Raw genomic sequence first — 17,666 nt, forward strand, 5'->3', positions numbered from 1 at the left:
GACCCGGTCCATGATCCGGTTCGAGGACGTCTCCGTACGGTACGAGGGCACCGCCGCGCCCACCGTGCAGGGCGTCGACCTGAGCGTCCCCGAGGGCGAGCTGGTGCTGCTCGTCGGCCCCTCCGGTGTCGGCAAGTCGACACTGCTCGGTACGGTCAGCGGGCTCGTGCCGCACTTCACCGGCGGCACCCTGCGCGGCCGGGTGACCGTCGCGGGCCGCGACACCCGCACCCACAAGCCCCGCGAACTGGCCGACGTGGTCGGCACGGTGGGCCAGGACCCGCTCGCCCACTTCGTGACCGACACCGTCGAGGACGAGCTGGCGTACGGCATGGAGTCCCTCGGCCTCGCCCCCGACGTCATGCGCCGCCGCGTCGAGGAGACCCTCGACCTGCTCGGCCTCGCCGACCTGCGCGACCGCCCCATCACCACCCTCTCCGGCGGCCAGCAGCAACGCGTCGCCATCGGCTCCGTCCTCACCCCGCACCCCCGCGTCCTCGTCCTCGACGAACCCACGTCGGCCCTCGACCCCGCCGCCGCCGAGGAGGTCCTCGCCGTCCTCCAGCGCCTCGTCCACGACCTCGGCACCACGGTCCTGATGGCCGAGCACCGCCTGGAACGGGTCGTCCAGTACGCCGACCAGGTCCTCCTCCTCCCGGCGCCGGGCGAGCCACCGCTCCTCGGCGACCCGGCGGAGGTCATGGCGGTCTCCCCGGTGTACCCGCCGGTGGTGGGGCTCGGGCGGCTCGCGGGGGTGGCGCCGTTGCCGCTGACGGTGCGGGACGCCCGGCGGCGGACGGGTGGGCTGCGGGAGCGGTTGGCGGGGATGGCGCCTTCAGGGGTGGTGCCTCCGGGGGGTGAGCCTGCCGGGGTGGCGCCTGCCGAGGTGGCCGATGAGGGGCGTGCCGTCGTGGCTCCGGGGGCTCGTGCGGCCGAGGTGGACGCGCCCGGGCGCGTCTCGCGTTGGCGTCGTCACAGGGGTAAGCGCCATGAGGCCGAGGCCACGACGCCGGGTGCCGCGAGCCCGGCGGTCGCGCGGCCGGAGGGGACGGCGCCGGCCGCCGGTACGCCCGCCGCACGCGTCGCCGGGCTCGCCGTGCTGCGGGGCCGGGTCGAGGCCCTGCGCCGGGTCGACCTCGCCGTCTCCCCCGGTGCGACCGTCGCCCTGATGGGCCGCAACGGCGCGGGCAAGTCCACCCTCCTGTCCACCCTGGTCGGCCTGCTGCCGCCGACGTCCGGAACCGTGCGGGTCGGGGGTGCCGCGCCGCACCGCATGCCGCCGCGCGAGCTGATCCGGCACGTCGGCCTCGTACCGCAGGAGCCGCGCGATCTCCTGTACGCGGACACGGTGACGGCGGAGTGCGCCGCCGCCGACCGCGACGCGGACGCGGCGCCGGGCACCTGCCGGGACCTGGTCGCCGATCTGGTCCCCGGCATCGCGGACGACACGCACCCCCGCGACCTGTCCGAGGGCCAGCGCCTTGCCCTCGCCCTCGCGATCGTCCTGACCACGCGCCCGCCCCTGCTCCTCCTCGACGAGCCCACCCGCGGCCTGGACTACGCGGCCAAGGCCCGCCTGGTCACGATCCTGCGCGGCCTCGCGGCCCGGGGCCACGCGATCGTCCTGGCCACCCACGACGTGGAACTCGCCGCCGAGCTGGCCCACCGGGTGGTGATCCTCGCCGACGGCGAGGTGGTGGCCGACGGCCCGACGGCGGACGTCGTGGTGTCGTCCCCGTCGTTCGCCCCACAGGTCACCAAGGTCCTCGCTCCGCAGCGGTGGCTCACGGTGACGCAGGTACGGGAGGCACTGGAGGCGGCCGATGAGTAGGGCCCCGAAGGAGCACGGGGCGGGTCGTGACGCGGCTCCGCCGCATGGGCGCGCCCGGCCACCGGCGACCCGCGGCGGACAGCCGGTCCGGCAGGACGGGCAGGTCCGCCCCGTGCGGCTGGGGCGACGGTCCATCGCCGCGCTGGCCCTGGTGAGTGCCGTCGGAGTCGTCGCCTTCGGGTGGCCCCTGCTCGCCGGGTCGGACTCGGGCCTCAGCGCGCACGCGAAGGACGCACCGTGGCTGTTCGCGGCGCTCCTGCCGCTCCTCCTCGGCGTGGTCGTGGCGACGATCGCCGACGTCGGCCTGGACGCGAAGGCCATCGCGATGCTCGGCGTGCTGGCCGCGGCGGGGGCGGCCCTGCGGCCGCTGGGCGCGGGCACGGCCGGGATCGAGCCGATGTTCTTCCTGATGGTGCTGAGCGGGCGGGTCCTCGGGCCGGGGTTCGGCTTCGTGCTCGGGGCGGTGTCGATGTTCGCGTCGGCGCTGCTCACGGGCGGCGTGGGCCCGTGGATGCCGTTCCAGATGCTGGCCATGGGGTGGGTGTGCATGGGGGCGGGCCTGCTGCCGGGCGCCGACTCTTCCCCAGGCTCTCGGCTGCGCCCGAGCAGGGGCCCCCTTCGCGGACGGGGCGAGCTGTACCTCCTCGGGGTGTACGGGGCGGTGTCCTCCGTCCTGTACGGCACCGTGATGAACCTGCAGGGCTGGCCCTACATCGGCGGCCTGGCCACCGGCGTCTCCTTCGTCCCCGGCGACCCCGTCGGCGAGAACCTCGCCCGTTTCCTCGCGTACTGCCTGGCCACCTCCCTCGGCTGGGACCTGCCGCGCGCCGTCGTCACGGTCGTCCTCAGCGTCACGCTCGGCCCGGCCGTCCTGAAGGCGCTGCGCCGGGCCACCCGGCGGGCCGCGTTCGAGACGGCGGTCACATTCGAGCCTCCGCGGCGGTGAGCGGTCTTGCGCGTTCTGTGAGGAAACAGCGGGGTGGCCCGTGAGGCGGCCCACAGGACTTTGGTCCTCTACTACCGGGGGTCGGGGTCGCGTCACCTTGTCACGTACGCGCCAATCGCCGCGCTGACCTGCGGATTGAGAGCCAGATCACACGGGGGCCCTCCGGCACGGGTGCGACTGCCACTAGTAAGAGGGGTCATTGCGGCGGCGTAACAGCCCTGCTTCTCTGGATGAGTCGCACGGCGCCGACGAGCCCACCCGGGCCGCGGCGCCGAGGCATTCCCCCCACGGTCCGCGTGACCGCGGCGTGCCCCGCGACCGCCCTGTTCCCCACCGGAAGGTCCTCTGTGTCCGTCTCGCTCCTCCGCCGCATCGCTTCCCCGAAGAAGGCCCTCGCCGCCGGCGCCGTCGCGGCTGCCGCCACCGGCATGGTCTTCGCTGCGGCCCCCGCCCAGGCCGCTCCGGCGGCTGCGAACTCCGACTCGGCCAAGGCCGTGGCTCAGCGGATGATCGCCGACAGCGCGCAGTTCCAGTGCTTCGACCGCATCGTCGCCCACGAGAGTGGCTGGGACGTCAACGCCCAGAACGCCTCCTCCGGCGCCTACGGCCTGGTCCAGGCCCTGCCCGGCTCCAAGATGGCCTCGGCCGGCGCCGACTGGAAGACCAACCCCGAGACCCAGATCAAGTGGGGCCACGACTACATGAAGGACCGCTACGGCAGCCCGTGTGGCGCGTGGGACCACTGGCAGGCGAACGGCTGGTACTGAGCCTGGCCCCTGGGCCTTGACCGGTGAACGAGGGCGGCACCCCGCGCGGGTGCCGCCCTTCGCCGTACCCCGGCCCGGCTCACCCCCGATCGGCGCTCCGCGCCTCGTCCTCAATCGCCGGACAGGCTCTCCCCCACCCACCCGTCCAGACTTCCCCCGTCCCGAGCAACAGCCCGGCACCATCAGCCCGAACCCCTCACCCCAAGCACCACACCAGCCAGCCCTGCGGCGCCTCCCCGGCCCGCCCCGGCGAAGTACCAGCCCGTCCGGCGTTCGCGGACGAGGCCGTTCAGGCCGACAAGCGGGGGTCCAGGGGGCGGCGGCCCCCTGGACCCGGGAAGGGGCGGGACCGGGGCGCACCCCGCGAGGGCCCTACAGCCGCTGCAGAATCGTCGCCGTGGCCACCGCGCCCCCCGCGCACATGCACACCAACGCGAACTCCTTGTCCGCCCGTTCCAGTTCGTGGAGGGCGGTGGTCAGCAGCCGCGCCCCGGTCGCCCCGACCGGATGCCCCAGCGCGATCGCGCCCCCGTTGACGTTCACCTTCTCCAGATCCTGGTCGAAGACCTGCGCCCAGCTCAGCACCACAGCGGCGAACGCCTCGTTGATCTCGACCAGATCGATGTCCGCCAAGGACATCCCGGCCTTCCCGAGCACGGCCCGCGTGGCGTCGATGGGCCCGTCGAGATGGAAGTGCGGATCGGCCCCGACGAGGGCCTGGGCGACGACCCGTGCCCGGGGCCGCAACCGCAGGGCCCGGGCCATCCGCTTGGAGGTCCACAGCAGCGCGGCCGCCCCGTCGGAGATCTGGGAGGAGTTCCCGGCGGTGTGCACGGCGGTGGGCATGACGGGCTTGAGCCCGGCGAGCGCGTCCATGGAGGTGTCGCGCAGCCCTTCGTCCCGGTCGACGAGCCGCCACATCCCCTGCCCGGCGGCCTGCTCGGCCTCGTTGGTGGGGACCTGCACGGCGAACGTCTCGCGTTTGAACCGCTCCTCGGCCCAGGCGACTTGGGCCCGTTCCTGCGAGATGAGGCCGAGGGAGTCCACGTTCTCCCGGCTGAGCCCCCGCTTGCGGGCGATGCGCTCGGCCGCCTCGAACTGGTTGGGCAGGTCGATGTTCCACTCGTCGGGGAAGGGCTTGCCGGGCCCGTGCTTGGACGCGGCCCCGAGCGGCACCCGCGACATGGACTCGACGCCGCAGCTGATGCCGACGTCGATGACCCCGGCGGCGACCATGTTGGCGACGAGGTGCGCGGCCTGCTGGGACGACCCGCACTGGCAGTTGACGGTCGTCGCCCCGGTCTCGTACGGCAGGCCCATGGTGAGCCACGCGGTGCGCGCGGGGTTCGCGGACTGCTCGCCCGCCTGGGTGACGGCGCCGCCGACGATCTGCTCGACGCAGTCGGCGGGGATCCCGGTGCGCCCGAGCAGCTCCCGGTAGGTCTCGCCGAGGAGGTAGGCGGGGTGGAGGCTCGCGAGCGCACCTCCGCGCTTGCCGATCGGCGTGCGTACGGCTTCGACGATGACAGGTTCAGCAACCATGGGCCGTCCTCTCCCTCCACGTCCCGCGGGGCGTCCCGGCATCCCGCACACGAGAACTAGTACGCGTTCTAGTTCTACCGACCAGTCTGCTGAGCCCGACCCCACCCCCGCAAGGGTCGTGCACGCACCGCGCGCACAACCGGAGCCGGAAGGGATCCCGTCACGGGCCTTGCGACTTGTAGAACCCGTTACTACGTTGCGACGCATCTCCTGATGGACCGTCAGACATCACCGCAGTCGTGAGCGTCCCGAAACACCTGGAGCTGCCGATGCCCTGTCCAGCGCTGCCCGACGGGTTCGACTTCACCGATCCCGATGTGCTGCAAGACCGCGTGCCCTTCCCGGAGTTCGCGCGGCTGCGGCAGTCGGAGCCGGTGCGCTGGATCGCACAGCGGCCCGGCATCGCCGGTTTCGGGGACGCGGGGTACTGGGCCGTGACCCGGCACGCCGACGTCAAGTACGTGTCCACGCACCCGGAGTTGTTCTCCTCGAACCTCAACACCGCTGTCATCCGCTTCAACGAGTCGATCAGCCGCGACCAGATCGACGTCCAGAAGCTGATCATGCTGAACATGGACCCGCCCGAGCACACCCGGGTCCGCCAGATCGTGCAGCGCGGCTTCACGCCGCGCGCCATCCGCTCCCTGGAGGACGCGCTGCGCAGCCGCGCGCACCGGATCGTCACCACCGCCCTGGAGAACGCCGCCGACGACGGCTCGTTCGACTTCGTCACGCAGGTCGCCGTCGAGCTCCCGCTGCAGGCCATCGCGGAGCTGATCGGCGTACCGCAGGAGGACCGCTCGAAGATCTTCGACTGGTCCAACAAGATGGCGGCGTACGACGATCCGGAGTACGCGATCACCGAGGAGGTCGGCGCCGAGGCCGCCATGGAGATCGTGTCGTACGCGATGAACCTGGCCGCCACCCGCAAGGAGTGCCCCGCCAAGGACATCGTCAGCCAGCTGGTCGCGGCGGAGGACGAAGGCAACCTGTCGTCCGACGAGTTCGGGTTCTTCGTGATCCTGCTGGCCGTCGCGGGCAACGAGACCACCCGCAACGCGATCACGCACGGCATGCACGCCTTCCTCACCCACCCCGACCAGTGGGAGCTGTTCAAGCGCGAGCGGCCGGTGACGACCGCCGAGGAGATCGTGCGGTGGGGCACGCCCGTGGTGTCGTTCCAGCGCACCGCGACGCAGGACACCGAACTGGGGGACGCGCGGATCAAGAAGGGCGACCGCGTCGGAATCTTCTATTCCTCCGCCAATCACGATCCCGAAGTCTTCGCGGACCCGGACGTGTTCACCATCACGCGCGATCCGAACCCGCACCTCGGCTTCGGCGGCGGGGGCCCGCACTTCTGCCTCGGCAAGTCCCTCGCCGTGCTTGAGATCAACCTGATCTTCAACGCGATCGCCGAGGCGATGCCCACGCTCCGCCTGGTCGGCGACCCCCGCCGACTGCGCTCGGCGTGGCTCAACGGAGTCAAGGAACTCCAGGTCAGCACCCGCTGATCCCGCTGACGGGAGGCAGGGGCAACCCCTACGCCCCGCCCCTGCCTCTCCGGGGGAAACGGACCGAAGAAATCCGCCAAATGTTCACTTGATCGGCTTTCACCGCCAACGTTTTCGTCGAACACAGCGTCTTGGGAGGTGTACCTCACCGCTGCGACCCTCCAAGACTTCGAACGGAAACGGTGACCGTGGTCTCTGCCGACCTCTCGATCCTCCCGACCGGCAGTACACCCACCGAACGGAAGAATCCCTTCCGCCGCGCCGTCCGTTCCTTCTACCGCCGCCACCGGATACCGGTCCTCGCCACCGCCCCCACCCTGCCCCTGTACGCGGTGTGGGCGGCGTTCCTCGCCACCGGCGGCGGCGACCTGGCCGCCCAGCAGGCCTGGGCCGGATTCGCGTCCGAGCACGGCTCGGCGGCGTACAACCTCTTCTGGTACGGCGGCATGCACACCGCCAACTACAGCCTGATATCCCCGTACCTGATGGCCGCGATCGGCGTGAAGACCGTCACGGTCCTGTCCGGCGTCGCGGGGGCCTGGCTGGTCGCCGTGCTCATCGAGCGCTCCGGCGTGCGCCGCCCGCTGTGGCCCGCGGTCCTCGCCTCCCTCGCCGTCTGGTGCAACGTCGCCTCCGGGCGCACCACGTTCGCGCTCGGCCTCGCCTTCGGGCTCGGCGCGGTCCTCGCGGTGCTGTGCGGGCGGCGGCTCGCGGTCGCGGTGGTGTGCGCGGCGCTCGCCACCATGGCCTCGCCGGTGGCGGGCCTGTTCCTGCTCGTCGTGGGGTCGGGCTACTTCTTCGTACGGGAGTGGGGCCGCGCCGCCGCGCTGCTCGCGCCGCCGGTCGTGGTGGTCGGCGTGACGACCGTGCTCTTCCCGTTCAAGGGCGAGCACCTGATGTGGGCGGACCGGATCTTCCCGCCCGTGTTCTTCAGCCTGGTCCTGGTGGTGGCGGGCCCCCGGGAGTGGCGGGTGCTGCGGTGGGCGGCGGGGGTGTACGCGGCGGGGACCGTCCTGACGTATCTGATCCCCTCCCCCATCGGCACGAACGTGGAGCGGCTCGCCGAACTCGTCGCGCCCGCCCTGCTGCTCGCCGCGCTGCTGACCCCGGCGCTGCCCGTGATGCGGCGGATGGCGCTGGTGACGGCCCTGGTCCTGTCGACGGCGTGGGTCGCCCAGAAGACCGCCGACGACCTGGAGGTGTCCACGATCGTCCCGGCGTGGGCGACGGACACCCAGGCCGTCGTCCGCGAACTGGAGCGGCTCGGCGCCGACCGCGGCCGGGTCGAGGTGGTACCGGCCCGCAACCACCGCGAGGCCACCGCGCTCGCGCCGTACGTGAACATGGCCCGCGGCTGGAACCGCCAGCTCGACATCGAGCGCGGCCGCCTGTTCTACGACGGCTCGTTCTCCGCCGCGACCTACCGCGCCTGGCTCGACCGGTGGGCGGTCGGCTTCGTCGTGCTGCCCTCCGGCCGCCCCGACGGGCCCGCGCTCGACGAGGCCGCGCTGGTCAAGAGCGGCCCGAAGTGGCTGGAGCCGGTGTGGAAGGACGAGCACTGGCGGATCTTCCGGGTGCGCAACGCCGTGCCGATGGCGTCGGCGCCCGCGTCCGTGGTCCGCTCCACCAGCACCGACGTCGTGGTGCGGGTGCCGGAGCGGGGCGCGGTGACCGTGCGGATCGTGTACTCGCCGTGGCTGCGGGCCGAGGGTGCCTGCCTGAAGCCGAACGGCGAGTTCACGGAGCTGACGGTCGAGACGCCCGGGACGTACCGGATCAGCTCGGGGTACGGTCGGCCGTCGCGTCCTTCGACATGCTGACCGGGCCGTCCGGCTCGCCGGGGCCGCCAGGGTCGTCTGGGACATCCGAAGGCTCCCCGGCCTTCGGCTCCGGCACGGCCTGAGCGGGCGCCGCCACGGCCTCGGCTCCCACGGCCGCGGGCACGGGCACGGGGCCCTTCCCGAATCTCGCCGCGAGCCCCTTCACCAGCCCCGTCCCGCCCGTGCGAACCTGCCGCACGCGCGGCCCCTGCAGCAGATACGTCAGCCCGAACCCGGCGCCGACGACGGCCGCGCCGCCCACCGCGTCGAGGATCCAGTGGTTGCCGGTGCCGACGATCGCGCACACCGTGAAGAACGGGTGCAGCAGGCCGAGGGCCTTCATCCACCACTTGGGCGCGAGGATCGCGATGGTCAGACCGCACCACAGGGACCAGCCGAAGTGCAGCGAGGGCATCGCCGCGTACTGGTTGGTGAGCTTCGTCAGCGTGCCGTAGTCCGGCTGCGTGAAGTCCTGCACGCCGTGGATGGTGTCGATGAAGTTGAGGTCCTCCATCAGCCGCGGCGGCGCGAGCGGATAGCCCCAGAAGCCGACGAGCGCGAGGATCGTGGCGAAGCCGAGCGCGGAGCGCGCCCAGCGGTACTGGGCGGGACGGCGCAGGTACAGGATCGCGAGGACGCTCAGCGGCACCACGAAGTGGAACGACGTGTAGTAGAAGTTGAAGAAGCTCTCCATCCACGGCGTGCGCGCCGTCAGATGGTTGAACCAGTGCTCGATGTCGATGTGCAGGAACTGCTCGATGGAGTGGATCTGCTCGCCGTGCGACTCGGCCCGCTCCCGGCCGCCGGAGATGGTGCCGCCGGTCGCGGCGAGGCGGGTCTGCTGGTACGCGGAGTAGCCGACGCGGATGAGGAGCAGTTCGAGGAGCAGGTTCGGGCGGGTGAGCACGCGCCGCCAGAACGGGAACAGCGGCACCCACGTCCACTTCGCCGGTACGGGATCGGCGTACGAGGTGGGGATCGGCTTCTGGTACTCGGGCGCCGTGCGGGACAGGAACGGCACGATCAGCGCGGAGGCGAGCGCGGCGAGCAGGACGACGTTGTCGCGCAGCGGGTCCAGGACCGACATGTTCGGCAGCATCATCTTCGACGGCAGCGTCATCACCAGGACGACGGCGATGGGCCACACGTACCGGTCCGACGCGCGCTTGCCGACGCGGCCGACGACCGCGAGCAGCAGCCACAGGAGCTGGTGCTGCCAGCTCGTCGGGGACACGGCGATGGCGACGCAGCCGGTGAGCGCGACGGCGAGCAGCAACTGCCCGTCGCGCGCGTACCTCACGGCGCGGCGCAGCCCGAGGAAGGCGACGGCGGCGCTCAGGCCCAGGAAGAGCCCTATTTCGAGCGGTCCCTCCAGGCCGAGGCGGAGCAGCGCGCCGTGCAGCGACTGGTTGGCGTTGGCGTCCGGGTTGGCGCCGAGGCCCGCGCCCGCCAGGTGGTGGATCCAGTACGTCCACGAGTCGTGCGGCATGGCCGCCCAGGCGACCGCGGTGGCGGCGGCGAAGGCGGCGCCCGAGGACAGGGCGGCCTTCTTGCGGCCGGTGAACCACAGCAGCGGGGCGAACAGGAGCACGGTGGGCTGCAGGGCGGCGGCGAGGCCGATGAGGACGCCGCTGGCCCGCTCCCCCCGCACGGCGAAGCAGCCGAGCAGCACGAGCAGGACGGGGATGATGCTGGTCTGGCCCAGGTGCAGGGTGTTGCGCACCGGCAGCGACAGCATCAGGAGGGAGATCGCGAGGGGGGCCGCGAGCAGCGAGGTGCGGCGCGAGACCGGCTGCGGCAGCGCGCGGGCGGCGACCAGGCCGAGGACCACGACCAGGCCGAGGGTGCCGAACGTCCAGGCCCAGCCGAGGGCGTCCTCGGCGAAGCGGGCGAACGGCTTGAGGACGAGCCCGGCGAAGGGGGTGCCGGTGAACTTGTCCGCGTCGTACAGCGAACCGTTCACGTGCAGCACGCCGTTCGGCCCGACCCAGGTCTCCCAGTCGGTCAGGCGGTCGCCCTTGGGGGTGCGCAGGACGACGGCCGCCTGCCGCACGGCGAGGACGGCGGCGATCAGCCAGAGGGCGACGCGGACCGCTCCGATACGCCCGTCGGGTGTCCCGGGTGCGCCCGGGACCAAGGCATTCCCCGGCCCCCTGTGCTCAACATTCGCCACGCCCTGTCGGCCCTCCCGCCCCATCCGTCATCCTCGATCAAAGTGCCAGGAGATTCCTGATCTCACCCAAAGAGGCTCGCATGCCCCTGAGTGAGACGCGCGCAACCCTCATTTCACCTGGCAGCCACACCCGCTTTCTACCGGCTTTTGGGCCTCGGTGCCCAACCGCCCCGCGGCGGCGCCGGGCGCCGGCAGTCGTTTTCGGGGCGGGTGCCGGGGCCGCCGGGCGTGGCCGCACCCGGCCTCCGGCGCCGATTCGGGCAGGGACGGCGGGTACCCCCCTGGCCGGTTCCCCCGCCCGGACGCGACAAGGATCACATCAGGCCCCGGCCGTCCCCGCCGGAAGTACCCCCGTTTGGCCTGAATACAGCGCGATTGCGGACGCCGCGCGATCACTCCGCCACCCCCCGTAATGATGGTTACTGCACCTAAGGTCACCGGGTCCTTGTCGTCCACGAAAGGCAGGCGAGCGAGCCCTTGCCGACCGCGCAACACGTCGGACCCCGCCCCGCCGCGGCCCCCGCCCCCACCGGGCCGGACCCCGCCCCCACGGGCGCCCGCCACGCCCTCGCCGGGAGCCCCGCGGAAGCCACCGTCACCGACCCGGCGCTGGTCAAGCGCGCCGTGAAGGCCGCCGCGCTCGGCAACGCGATGGAGTGGTTCGACTTCGGGGTCTACAGCTACATCGCGGTCACCCTCGGCAAGGTCTTCTTCCCCTCCGGCAACCCCACGGCCCAGCTGCTCTCCACCTTCGGCGCCTTCGCCGCGGCCTTCCTGATCCGCCCGCTCGGCGGCATGGTCTTCGGCCCCCTCGGCGACCGCGTGGGCCGCCAGAAGGTGCTCGCCCTCACCATGATCATGATGGCGGCGGGCACGTTCGCGATCGGCCTGATCCCCTCGTACGCCACCATCGGCGTCTGGGCGCCGATCCTGCTGCTCGCGGCCCGCCTGGTCCAGGGCTTCTCCACCGGCGGCGAGTACGCGGGCGCGTCCACGTTCATCGCCGAGTACGCGCCCGACAAGAAGCGCGGGTTCCTCGGGAGCTGGCTGGAGTTCGGCACCCTCGCCGGATACATCGGCGGCGCGGGCCTCGTCACCCTGATGACGGCCCTGCTCTCCAGCGACGACCTGCAGTCCTGGGGCTGGCGCATCCCGTTCCTCATCGCCGGGCCCATGGGCCTCATCGGCCTCTACCTCCGCACGCGCCTGGAGGAGACCCCGGCGTTCGCCGCGCAGCTGGCCAAGGCCCATGAGGACGAGAAGTCCCGGCCCAAGGTGCGGGTCCGGGACCTGGTGACCGGCCAGTGGCGCGCCCTGCTCCTGTGCGTGGGCCTCGTCCTGGTCTTCAACGTCACCGACTACATGCTCCTGTCCTACATGCCGAGCTACCTCACCAGCGAGCTGAAGTACGACGAGACGCACGGCCTCCTCGTCGTCCTCGTCGTCATGGCCCTGATGATGTGCGCCCAGCCGTTCGTCGGCGCGCTCACCGACCGGGTCGGCCGCCGCCCTGTCATCGCCGTGGGCTGCGCGGGCTTCTTCCTGCTCTCCGTCCCCGCGCTCCTGCTCATCCGCGACGGCGCCCTGTGGGCCATCGGCCTCGGCATGGCCGCCCTCGGCCTGCTCCTGGTCTGCTTCACCGCGTCCATGCCGGCCACCCTCCCCGCCCTCTTCCCCACCCCCGTCCGCTACGGCTCCCTCTCCATCGGCTTCAACATCTCCGTCTCGGTCTTCGGCGGCACGACTCCGCTGGCCGTCACGGCCCTCATCGGCGCCACCGGGAACGTGATGATGCCCGCGTACTACATGATGGCCGCGGCCGTCGTCGGCGGCGTCGCCGTCTGGTACCTGACGGAGTCCGCGGGGAGGCCGCTGCCGGGGTCGCCTCCGGCGGTGGAGCCCGCCGACGCGCACGTCAGCCCGTCCGGCGTTTGAGGACGAGGCGCGCAGCGCCGGTCGGGGGCGGACCGTCCCACCCGAAGGGGACACCCAACCCCGGGGTCCAGGGGCAGAGTCCCGGTTTCGGGAAGGGGCGGGGCTGGGGAATGCTCAGCGCAGCGCCACCGACCCAAGGAGCACGCCCACATGAGCACCGGCCCCGACCGCTGGACGACCGTCGACGACTACTTCACCGACCTCCTCGCCCCGGCTGACCCCGCCCTCAGCGCCGCCCTGCACGACAGCGACGCCGCCAACCTCCCGCACATCAACGTGGCCCCCAACCAGGGCAAACTCCTCCACCTCCTGGCCCAACTCCAGGGCGCCCACCGCATCCTGGAGATCGGCACCCTGGGCGGCTACAGCACGATCTGGCTGGCCCGGGCGCTCCCCGCCGACGGCCACCTCATCACCCTGGAGTACAGCCCGGCCCACGCCGAGGTGGCCCGCGCGAACCTCGCCCGCGCCGGCCTGGACAAGATCACCGAGGTCCGCACGGGCCCGGCCCTGGACTCGCTGGCGGCCCTGCACGCCGAGGGCCAGGCCCCCTTGGACCTGGTCTTCATCGACGCGGACAAGGCCAACAACGCGAACTACCTGGAGTGGTCCCTGAAGCTGACCCGCCCGGGCAGCCTGATCATCATCGACAACGTGGTCCGCGGCGGCGCCGTCACCGACGCGGCCAGCGAGGACCCCAGCATCCGCGGCACCCGCGCCGCCCTGGACCTGATCGCGAGCCACCCGAAGCTGGACGGCACGGCCGTGCAGACGGTCGGCACGAAGGGCTACGACGGCTTCGCCCTGGCCCGCGTACAGGACTGACGCCCGCGGCGACCGCCACCACGGGCCACCGCCGGGCCACCACCCACCACCCGCACGGCGGGCTCAATCCTCGTGGAAGAACCCCACGTTGACGCTCCGAGGCCCCGACCGATCCTGCACGACGACCTCACCGGAGCCGCCCCGGGGCAACGGCGTCGTCCCTCCGTACGCGAGGGGCACCGCCGTCCCCCCGGCCAGGATCCGCACCTCGGACGCCGGATCGGGCTGGGAGCCGCGCACCCAGGTCACCGTCCAGGCGCCGTCGACGCGACAGCGGAACTCCAGGTGCGTACGGGAGATGAACAGCCAGTCCTGCGGCGGCGCGAGCCGGCACACATTGCGGTCGCGCCCCACGCGGAGCACCGCGCCGGGTTCGCTCGGCTCCTCCGCGAGCAGCATCCCCGCGGTCGCTCCCGCGTCCGCGTCCGACACTCCCGACACCATCGCCATGGTGAGTTCAAGCACCTCGGTACCCCCTGACCCGACCGTCCGGACAACCGGCCGCATCCTAGCCCCGCGGCCTCGCGGCCCCATGGCCCCGCGCCCCCCGAACGCCCCACTCCCCACCCCTCCGCTCCCTCTGCCACCATGGTCGTATGACTGAACGGAAGCCACCGGGAGTCAACTTCGAGTCCTGGATCGACAAGCAGATCCGCGAGGCGGAGGAGCGGGGCGACTTCGCGGCCCTCCCCGGACGCGGCAAGCCCCTGCCGGAGGATCCCGGCGCCGCCTACGACGAACTGTGGTGGGTCAAGCGGAAGCTGGCCCGCGAGGGCATGGGCGCCCTGTCCCCGACCCTCGCCCTCCGCAAGGAGGCCGAGGACGTCCTCGCGGCCGCCGCCGAGGCTCCCTCGGAAACCATGGCCCGCCGCCTGGTCACCGAACTCAACGCCAAGATCACCGAAGCCCTCCGCACCCCGCCTCCCGGACCTCCGCTCGGCCTGCGCCCCTTCGACGTGGACGAGGTGGCCCGGGACTGGCGCGAACGGCACGGGGACTGAGCGCCGACGAGGGGCGGGCGTCGTCCGCGCGCGGGCGTGCGCGACGATGGTGCCCATGAGCATCGTGAAGATCAACGTCCTGACCGTGCCCGCGGAACAGCGGGAAACCCTGGAGAAGCGCTTCGCGTCCCGCGCCGGCGCCGTCGAGAGCTCGGACGGCTTCGAGTGGTTCGAGCTCCTCCGCCCCGTCGAGGGCACCGACGACTACCTGGTGTACACGCGGTGGCGCGACGAGGAGTCGTTCCAGGCGTGGATGGAAGGCCCCATGAAGTCGGCCCACCAGGGCGGCGGCGACCGCCCGAAGCCCGCCGCCAGCGGCTCCTCGGTGTGGTCGTTCGAGGTCGTCCAGCAGGCCGCACCCAAGAACGCGTAGTCCGCGGCATCCGGCAGCACCGCCCTCGCCCTGTCGGCCCAGGCACCACGGCCTGGGCCCACAGCGACGTACGACGACCTGACCGCGCGGGAATGGGCGCTGATCGCCAAGGATCCTGACGCGCACGAAGGCGAGCGCTGTGTCGTGTACGGGGTGGTGCCGCAGGGGGAGTTGAAGAACGGCGGCACGTACCCGGACCTGGGAGAATGGTGAGTGGCAGTGCGGAGCAGCAGATCTTGTGTGCCGGCTGGACGGGGTGGGCGATGACGTCCTGGAGCGTGGCCCCCGAGCCCGTCGGCTCGGCGGCGGCCGGCGCGCTGTGGCGCGCGTACTACACCGAGGTCAGCGACCGGTGGTACGAGCTGCACGAGGGGCGTCGTACGGACCCCGCCGAGCTGGAGCGCGGCATCGCGTCGGAGACCGGCGCGGGGCTCGCGGCGCCCACCGGAGTCCTCCTCCTCGCCCGCTACGACGGCGAACCCGCGGGCACGGCCGGAGTACGCCTCCTCGACCCCGCCACCGCCGAACTCACCCGCGTCTTCGTCACCCCCGGCCTGCGCGGCAAGGGCGGCGGCCCCGTCCTCCTGGCCGCCGCCGAGGACGCCGCCCACGGCCTGGGCGCCACCCGCATCCTCCTCGACACCCGCAACGACCTGGTCGAGGCGCGGGCCCTGTACGCCCGGCACGGGTACGTGGAGGGGGCGCCCCACAACGCGGACGTGTACGCGGAGCACTGGTTCCGCAAGGACCTGCGCCCCCGGACCGCGTGACCGCCCCGCCCCGCCCCACCCGCCCGCGCCCTACCCGGCCCTCGGGCCGAGCGGCCGCTCCGCGTCCGACCCGCACATCTCCGCCCCCAACTCCGCCACCAGCTGCATGAGATCGGTGGGCCGCCCGGGCCCCCACCAGTCCCCGAGGAGCTCGGCGAGCGCCTCCTCCCGGGCCGCGGCCAGCTTCGCGGCGGCCTCCCGCCCGGAGTCGGAGAGCCGCAGCCCGAGCCCTTCGCGCAGGGCGAGCCGGCGTTCCTCCAACTGCCGGGAGGCCTGGGTGACGACGGTCAGGGGGATCATGCTGCGCTCGGCGAGCGCGGCGGGTTCGACATGCCCGTGCCGAGCGATCCGCAGCAGCATCCAGCTGGCGGCGGGCAGCAGGTCGTACCCGGCGCGTTCGGTGATCCGGACGTACACCTCGCGCCGCCCCTCCCGCGTCCCGAGCACGGAGAGCGCGCGGGCCACCTCGTCGTAGGAGGACCGTTCGACGGGGTTGCTGGCGAGGGTCTGGGTGGGGTCGGGCGCGGTGACGGCCCCGCGCAGCCGGTCCTCGCGGAGGAACCAGGCGAGGACGAAGGCGACGAGGGCGACGGGCGCGGCGTACAGGAAGACGTCGGTGATGGCGGCGGAGTAGGCGTGCAGCACCCCGGGCCGCAGCCCGGCGGGCAGTTCGGCGATGCCGCGCGGGTCGGCCTTGAGGGAGTCGGCGGTGACACCGGGCGGCAGCTCCTGCCCGCGCAGCGCGTCGGTGAGCTTGTCGCCGAGCCGGCTGGTGAACACGGTCCCGAAGACGGCGACGCCGAACGACGCGCCGATGGACCGGAAGAACGTGGCGCCGGAGGTGGCGACGCCGAGGTCTTCGTAGCCGACGGCGTTCTGCACGATGAGGACGAGGACCTGCATGACGAGGCCGAGGCCGAGGCCGAAGACGAAGAAGTAGGCGCTCATCTCGCCGGTGGGGCTGTTCTCGTTGAGCTGGTGCAGCAGGAGGAGGCCGAGGGTGGTGACGGCGGTGCCCGCGATGGGGAACACCCGCCACCGTCCGGTGCGGCTGACGATCTGCCCGGAGACGGTCGTGGCGATGAGCAGTCCGGCGACCATGGGCAGCATGTGGACGCCGGACATGGTCGGCGAGACGCCCTGGACGACCTGGAGGAACGTCGGCAGGTAGGTCATGGCGCCGAACATCGCGAAGCCGACGACGAAGCTGATGACGGCGGACAGCGTGAAGGTACGGATCCGGAACAGCTTCAGCGGGATCACCGGCTCCGCGGCCGTGCGCTCGACGGCCACGAACCAGCCGCCGAGCACCGCGCCGAGCACGGCGAGCCCGATGATCTGCGGCGAGCCCCAGTCCCAGGTCGTACCGCCGAGGGAGGCGACGAGGACGAGGCAGGTGGCGACGGAGGCGATGAGGAAGGTGCCCAGGTAGTCGATGGTGTGCCGGGCGCGGCTCGCCGGGATGTGCAGCGCGGCGGCGATGACGACGAGGGCGACGACGCCGATGGGCAGGTTGACGTAGAAGACCCAGCGCCAGCTCAGGTGCTCGGTGAAGAGTCCGCCGAGGAGCGGCCCGAGCACGCTGGTCGCGCCGAAGACGGCGCCGAACAGGCCCTGGTACTTGCCGCGTTCGCGGGGCGGGACGAGGTCGCCGACGATCGCCATGGACAGGACCATGAGCCCGCCGCCGCCGAGGCCCTGGAGCGCCCGGAACCCGATGAGCTGCGGCATGTTCTGGGCGACACCGCACAGCGCCGAGCCGATCAGGAAGATCACGATGGCGCTCTGGAAGAGCTTCTTGCGGCCGTACTGGTCGCCGAGCTTGCCCCACAGCGGGGTGGCGGCCGTCGCGGCCAGCAGGTACGCGGTGACGACCCACGACAGGTGGTCCAGGCCGCCGAGGTCGCTGACGATGGTCGGCAGCGCGGTGGAGACGATGGTCTGGTCGAGGGCGGCGAGGAGCATGCCGAGGAGCAGCGCGCCGATGGATACCAGTACGCCGCCGCCCACGTGCTCCGGAGGTCCGGCAGGGGGCCGCGGCCCGGCCGGGCGGGTGCTCACGTCCTGCGTCATGGACACCTCCTGCGGTGCTTCCACCTTCCATCGTGGTCCGAGTCATCCGTTATGGCCTGTCGAGCCGAGTGGCTGCATACTCCTTCAGAGCTCTGC

The 17,666-nt window shown here is 72.5% G+C and carries 14 protein-coding genes; 10 read left to right on the plus strand and 4 right to left on the minus strand.

Going from position 1 to position 17,666, the window contains the following annotated elements; translation table 11 throughout:
- Positions 1-10 precede the first annotated feature (10 nt).
- The 3 genes from IE274_RS00270 to IE274_RS00280 all read left to right on the plus strand — a co-directional run bounded on the left by IE274_RS00270 (position 11) and on the right by IE274_RS00280 (position 3,544).
- A complete protein-coding gene (locus IE274_RS00270; protein WP_190114049.1) occupies positions 11-1,831 on the plus strand; it encodes an ABC transporter ATP-binding protein in 1,821 nt (606 codons plus the stop codon).
- Positions 1,824-2,777, plus strand: a complete 954-nt coding sequence (locus IE274_RS00275) for an ECF transporter S component (RefSeq protein ID WP_229909059.1) — start codon at positions 1,824-1,826, stop codon at positions 2,775-2,777. The genes IE274_RS00270 and IE274_RS00275 overlap by 8 nt, the downstream gene beginning before the upstream one ends.
- A gap of 347 nt (positions 2,778-3,124) precedes the next feature.
- Complete coding sequence (locus IE274_RS00280; protein ID WP_190113482.1) at positions 3,125-3,544, plus strand: aggregation-promoting factor C-terminal-like domain-containing protein; 420 nt, start codon at positions 3,125-3,127, stop codon at positions 3,542-3,544.
- A 372-nt stretch (positions 3,545-3,916) separates the two neighbouring features.
- On the opposite strand, the gene IE274_RS00285 is transcribed toward IE274_RS00280, so the two are convergent.
- Positions 3,917-5,086, minus strand: a complete 1,170-nt coding sequence (locus IE274_RS00285) for a steroid 3-ketoacyl-CoA thiolase (protein ID WP_190113483.1) — start codon at positions 5,084-5,086, stop codon at positions 3,917-3,919.
- 269 nt (positions 5,087-5,355) lie between these two features.
- Between IE274_RS00285 and IE274_RS00290 the strand changes: the two genes are divergently transcribed.
- Both IE274_RS00290 and IE274_RS00295 read left to right on the plus strand, forming a co-directional pair.
- On the plus strand, positions 5,356-6,600 hold the full coding sequence (locus IE274_RS00290; RefSeq protein WP_190114051.1) for a cytochrome P450: 1,245 nt from the start codon (positions 5,356-5,358) through the stop codon (positions 6,598-6,600).
- A 188-nt stretch (positions 6,601-6,788) separates the two neighbouring features.
- Positions 6,789-8,420 (plus strand): DUF8823 domain-containing protein, encoded by a 1,632-nt coding sequence (locus IE274_RS00295; protein ID WP_372447233.1) that lies wholly within the window; start codon positions 6,789-6,791, stop codon positions 8,418-8,420.
- On the opposite strand, the gene IE274_RS00300 is transcribed toward IE274_RS00295, so the two are convergent.
- On the minus strand, positions 8,377-10,593 hold the full coding sequence (locus IE274_RS00300; RefSeq protein ID WP_372447229.1) for a bifunctional glycosyltransferase 87/phosphatase PAP2 family protein: 2,217 nt from the start codon (positions 10,591-10,593) through the stop codon (positions 8,377-8,379). The two genes, IE274_RS00295 and IE274_RS00300, sit on opposite strands and share 44 nt — an antisense overlap.
- A gap of 477 nt (positions 10,594-11,070) precedes the next feature.
- Here IE274_RS00300 and proP point away from each other — a divergent pair, with 477 nt between their 5' ends.
- Both proP and IE274_RS00310 read left to right on the plus strand, forming a co-directional pair.
- Positions 11,071-12,528 carry a glycine betaine/L-proline transporter ProP gene (gene proP, locus IE274_RS00305; RefSeq protein ID WP_190113486.1) on the plus strand — a complete coding sequence of 486 codons (1,458 nt, stop codon included), beginning with the start codon at positions 11,071-11,073 and terminating at the stop codon, positions 12,526-12,528.
- 150 nt (positions 12,529-12,678) lie between these two features.
- Positions 12,679-13,353, plus strand: coding sequence for an O-methyltransferase (locus tag IE274_RS00310; RefSeq protein WP_190113487.1), 675 nt, complete (start codon positions 12,679-12,681; stop codon positions 13,351-13,353).
- Between the two features lie 63 nt (positions 13,354-13,416).
- On the opposite strand, the gene IE274_RS00315 is transcribed toward IE274_RS00310, so the two are convergent.
- A complete protein-coding gene (locus IE274_RS00315) occupies positions 13,417-13,818 on the minus strand; it encodes a hypothetical protein (RefSeq protein WP_190113488.1) in 402 nt (133 codons plus the stop codon).
- A gap of 131 nt (positions 13,819-13,949) precedes the next feature.
- Here IE274_RS00315 and IE274_RS00320 point away from each other — a divergent pair, with 131 nt between their 5' ends.
- The 3 genes from IE274_RS00320 to IE274_RS00330 all read left to right on the plus strand — a co-directional run bounded on the left by IE274_RS00320 (position 13,950) and on the right by IE274_RS00330 (position 15,497).
- Positions 13,950-14,354 (plus strand): DnaJ family domain-containing protein, encoded by a 405-nt coding sequence (locus IE274_RS00320; protein ID WP_190113489.1) that lies wholly within the window; start codon positions 13,950-13,952, stop codon positions 14,352-14,354.
- Between the two features lie 55 nt (positions 14,355-14,409).
- On the plus strand, positions 14,410-14,727 hold the full coding sequence (locus tag IE274_RS00325) for an antibiotic biosynthesis monooxygenase family protein (protein WP_190113490.1): 318 nt from the start codon (positions 14,410-14,412) through the stop codon (positions 14,725-14,727).
- Between the two features lie 263 nt (positions 14,728-14,990).
- Positions 14,991-15,497 carry a GNAT family N-acetyltransferase gene (locus IE274_RS00330; RefSeq protein WP_190113491.1) on the plus strand — a complete coding sequence of 169 codons (507 nt, stop codon included), beginning with the start codon at positions 14,991-14,993 and terminating at the stop codon, positions 15,495-15,497.
- Between the two features lie 30 nt (positions 15,498-15,527).
- On the opposite strand, the gene IE274_RS00335 is transcribed toward IE274_RS00330, so the two are convergent.
- Positions 15,528-17,570 (minus strand): MDR family MFS transporter, encoded by a 2,043-nt coding sequence (locus IE274_RS00335; protein WP_268255547.1) that lies wholly within the window; start codon positions 17,568-17,570, stop codon positions 15,528-15,530.
- Between the last annotated feature and the right edge of the window lie 96 nt (positions 17,571-17,666).

This window comes from Streptomyces flavofungini (genome assembly GCF_014650815.1).
GTDB classification, from domain to species: domain Bacteria; phylum Actinomycetota; class Actinomycetes; order Streptomycetales; family Streptomycetaceae; genus Streptomyces; species Streptomyces flavofungini.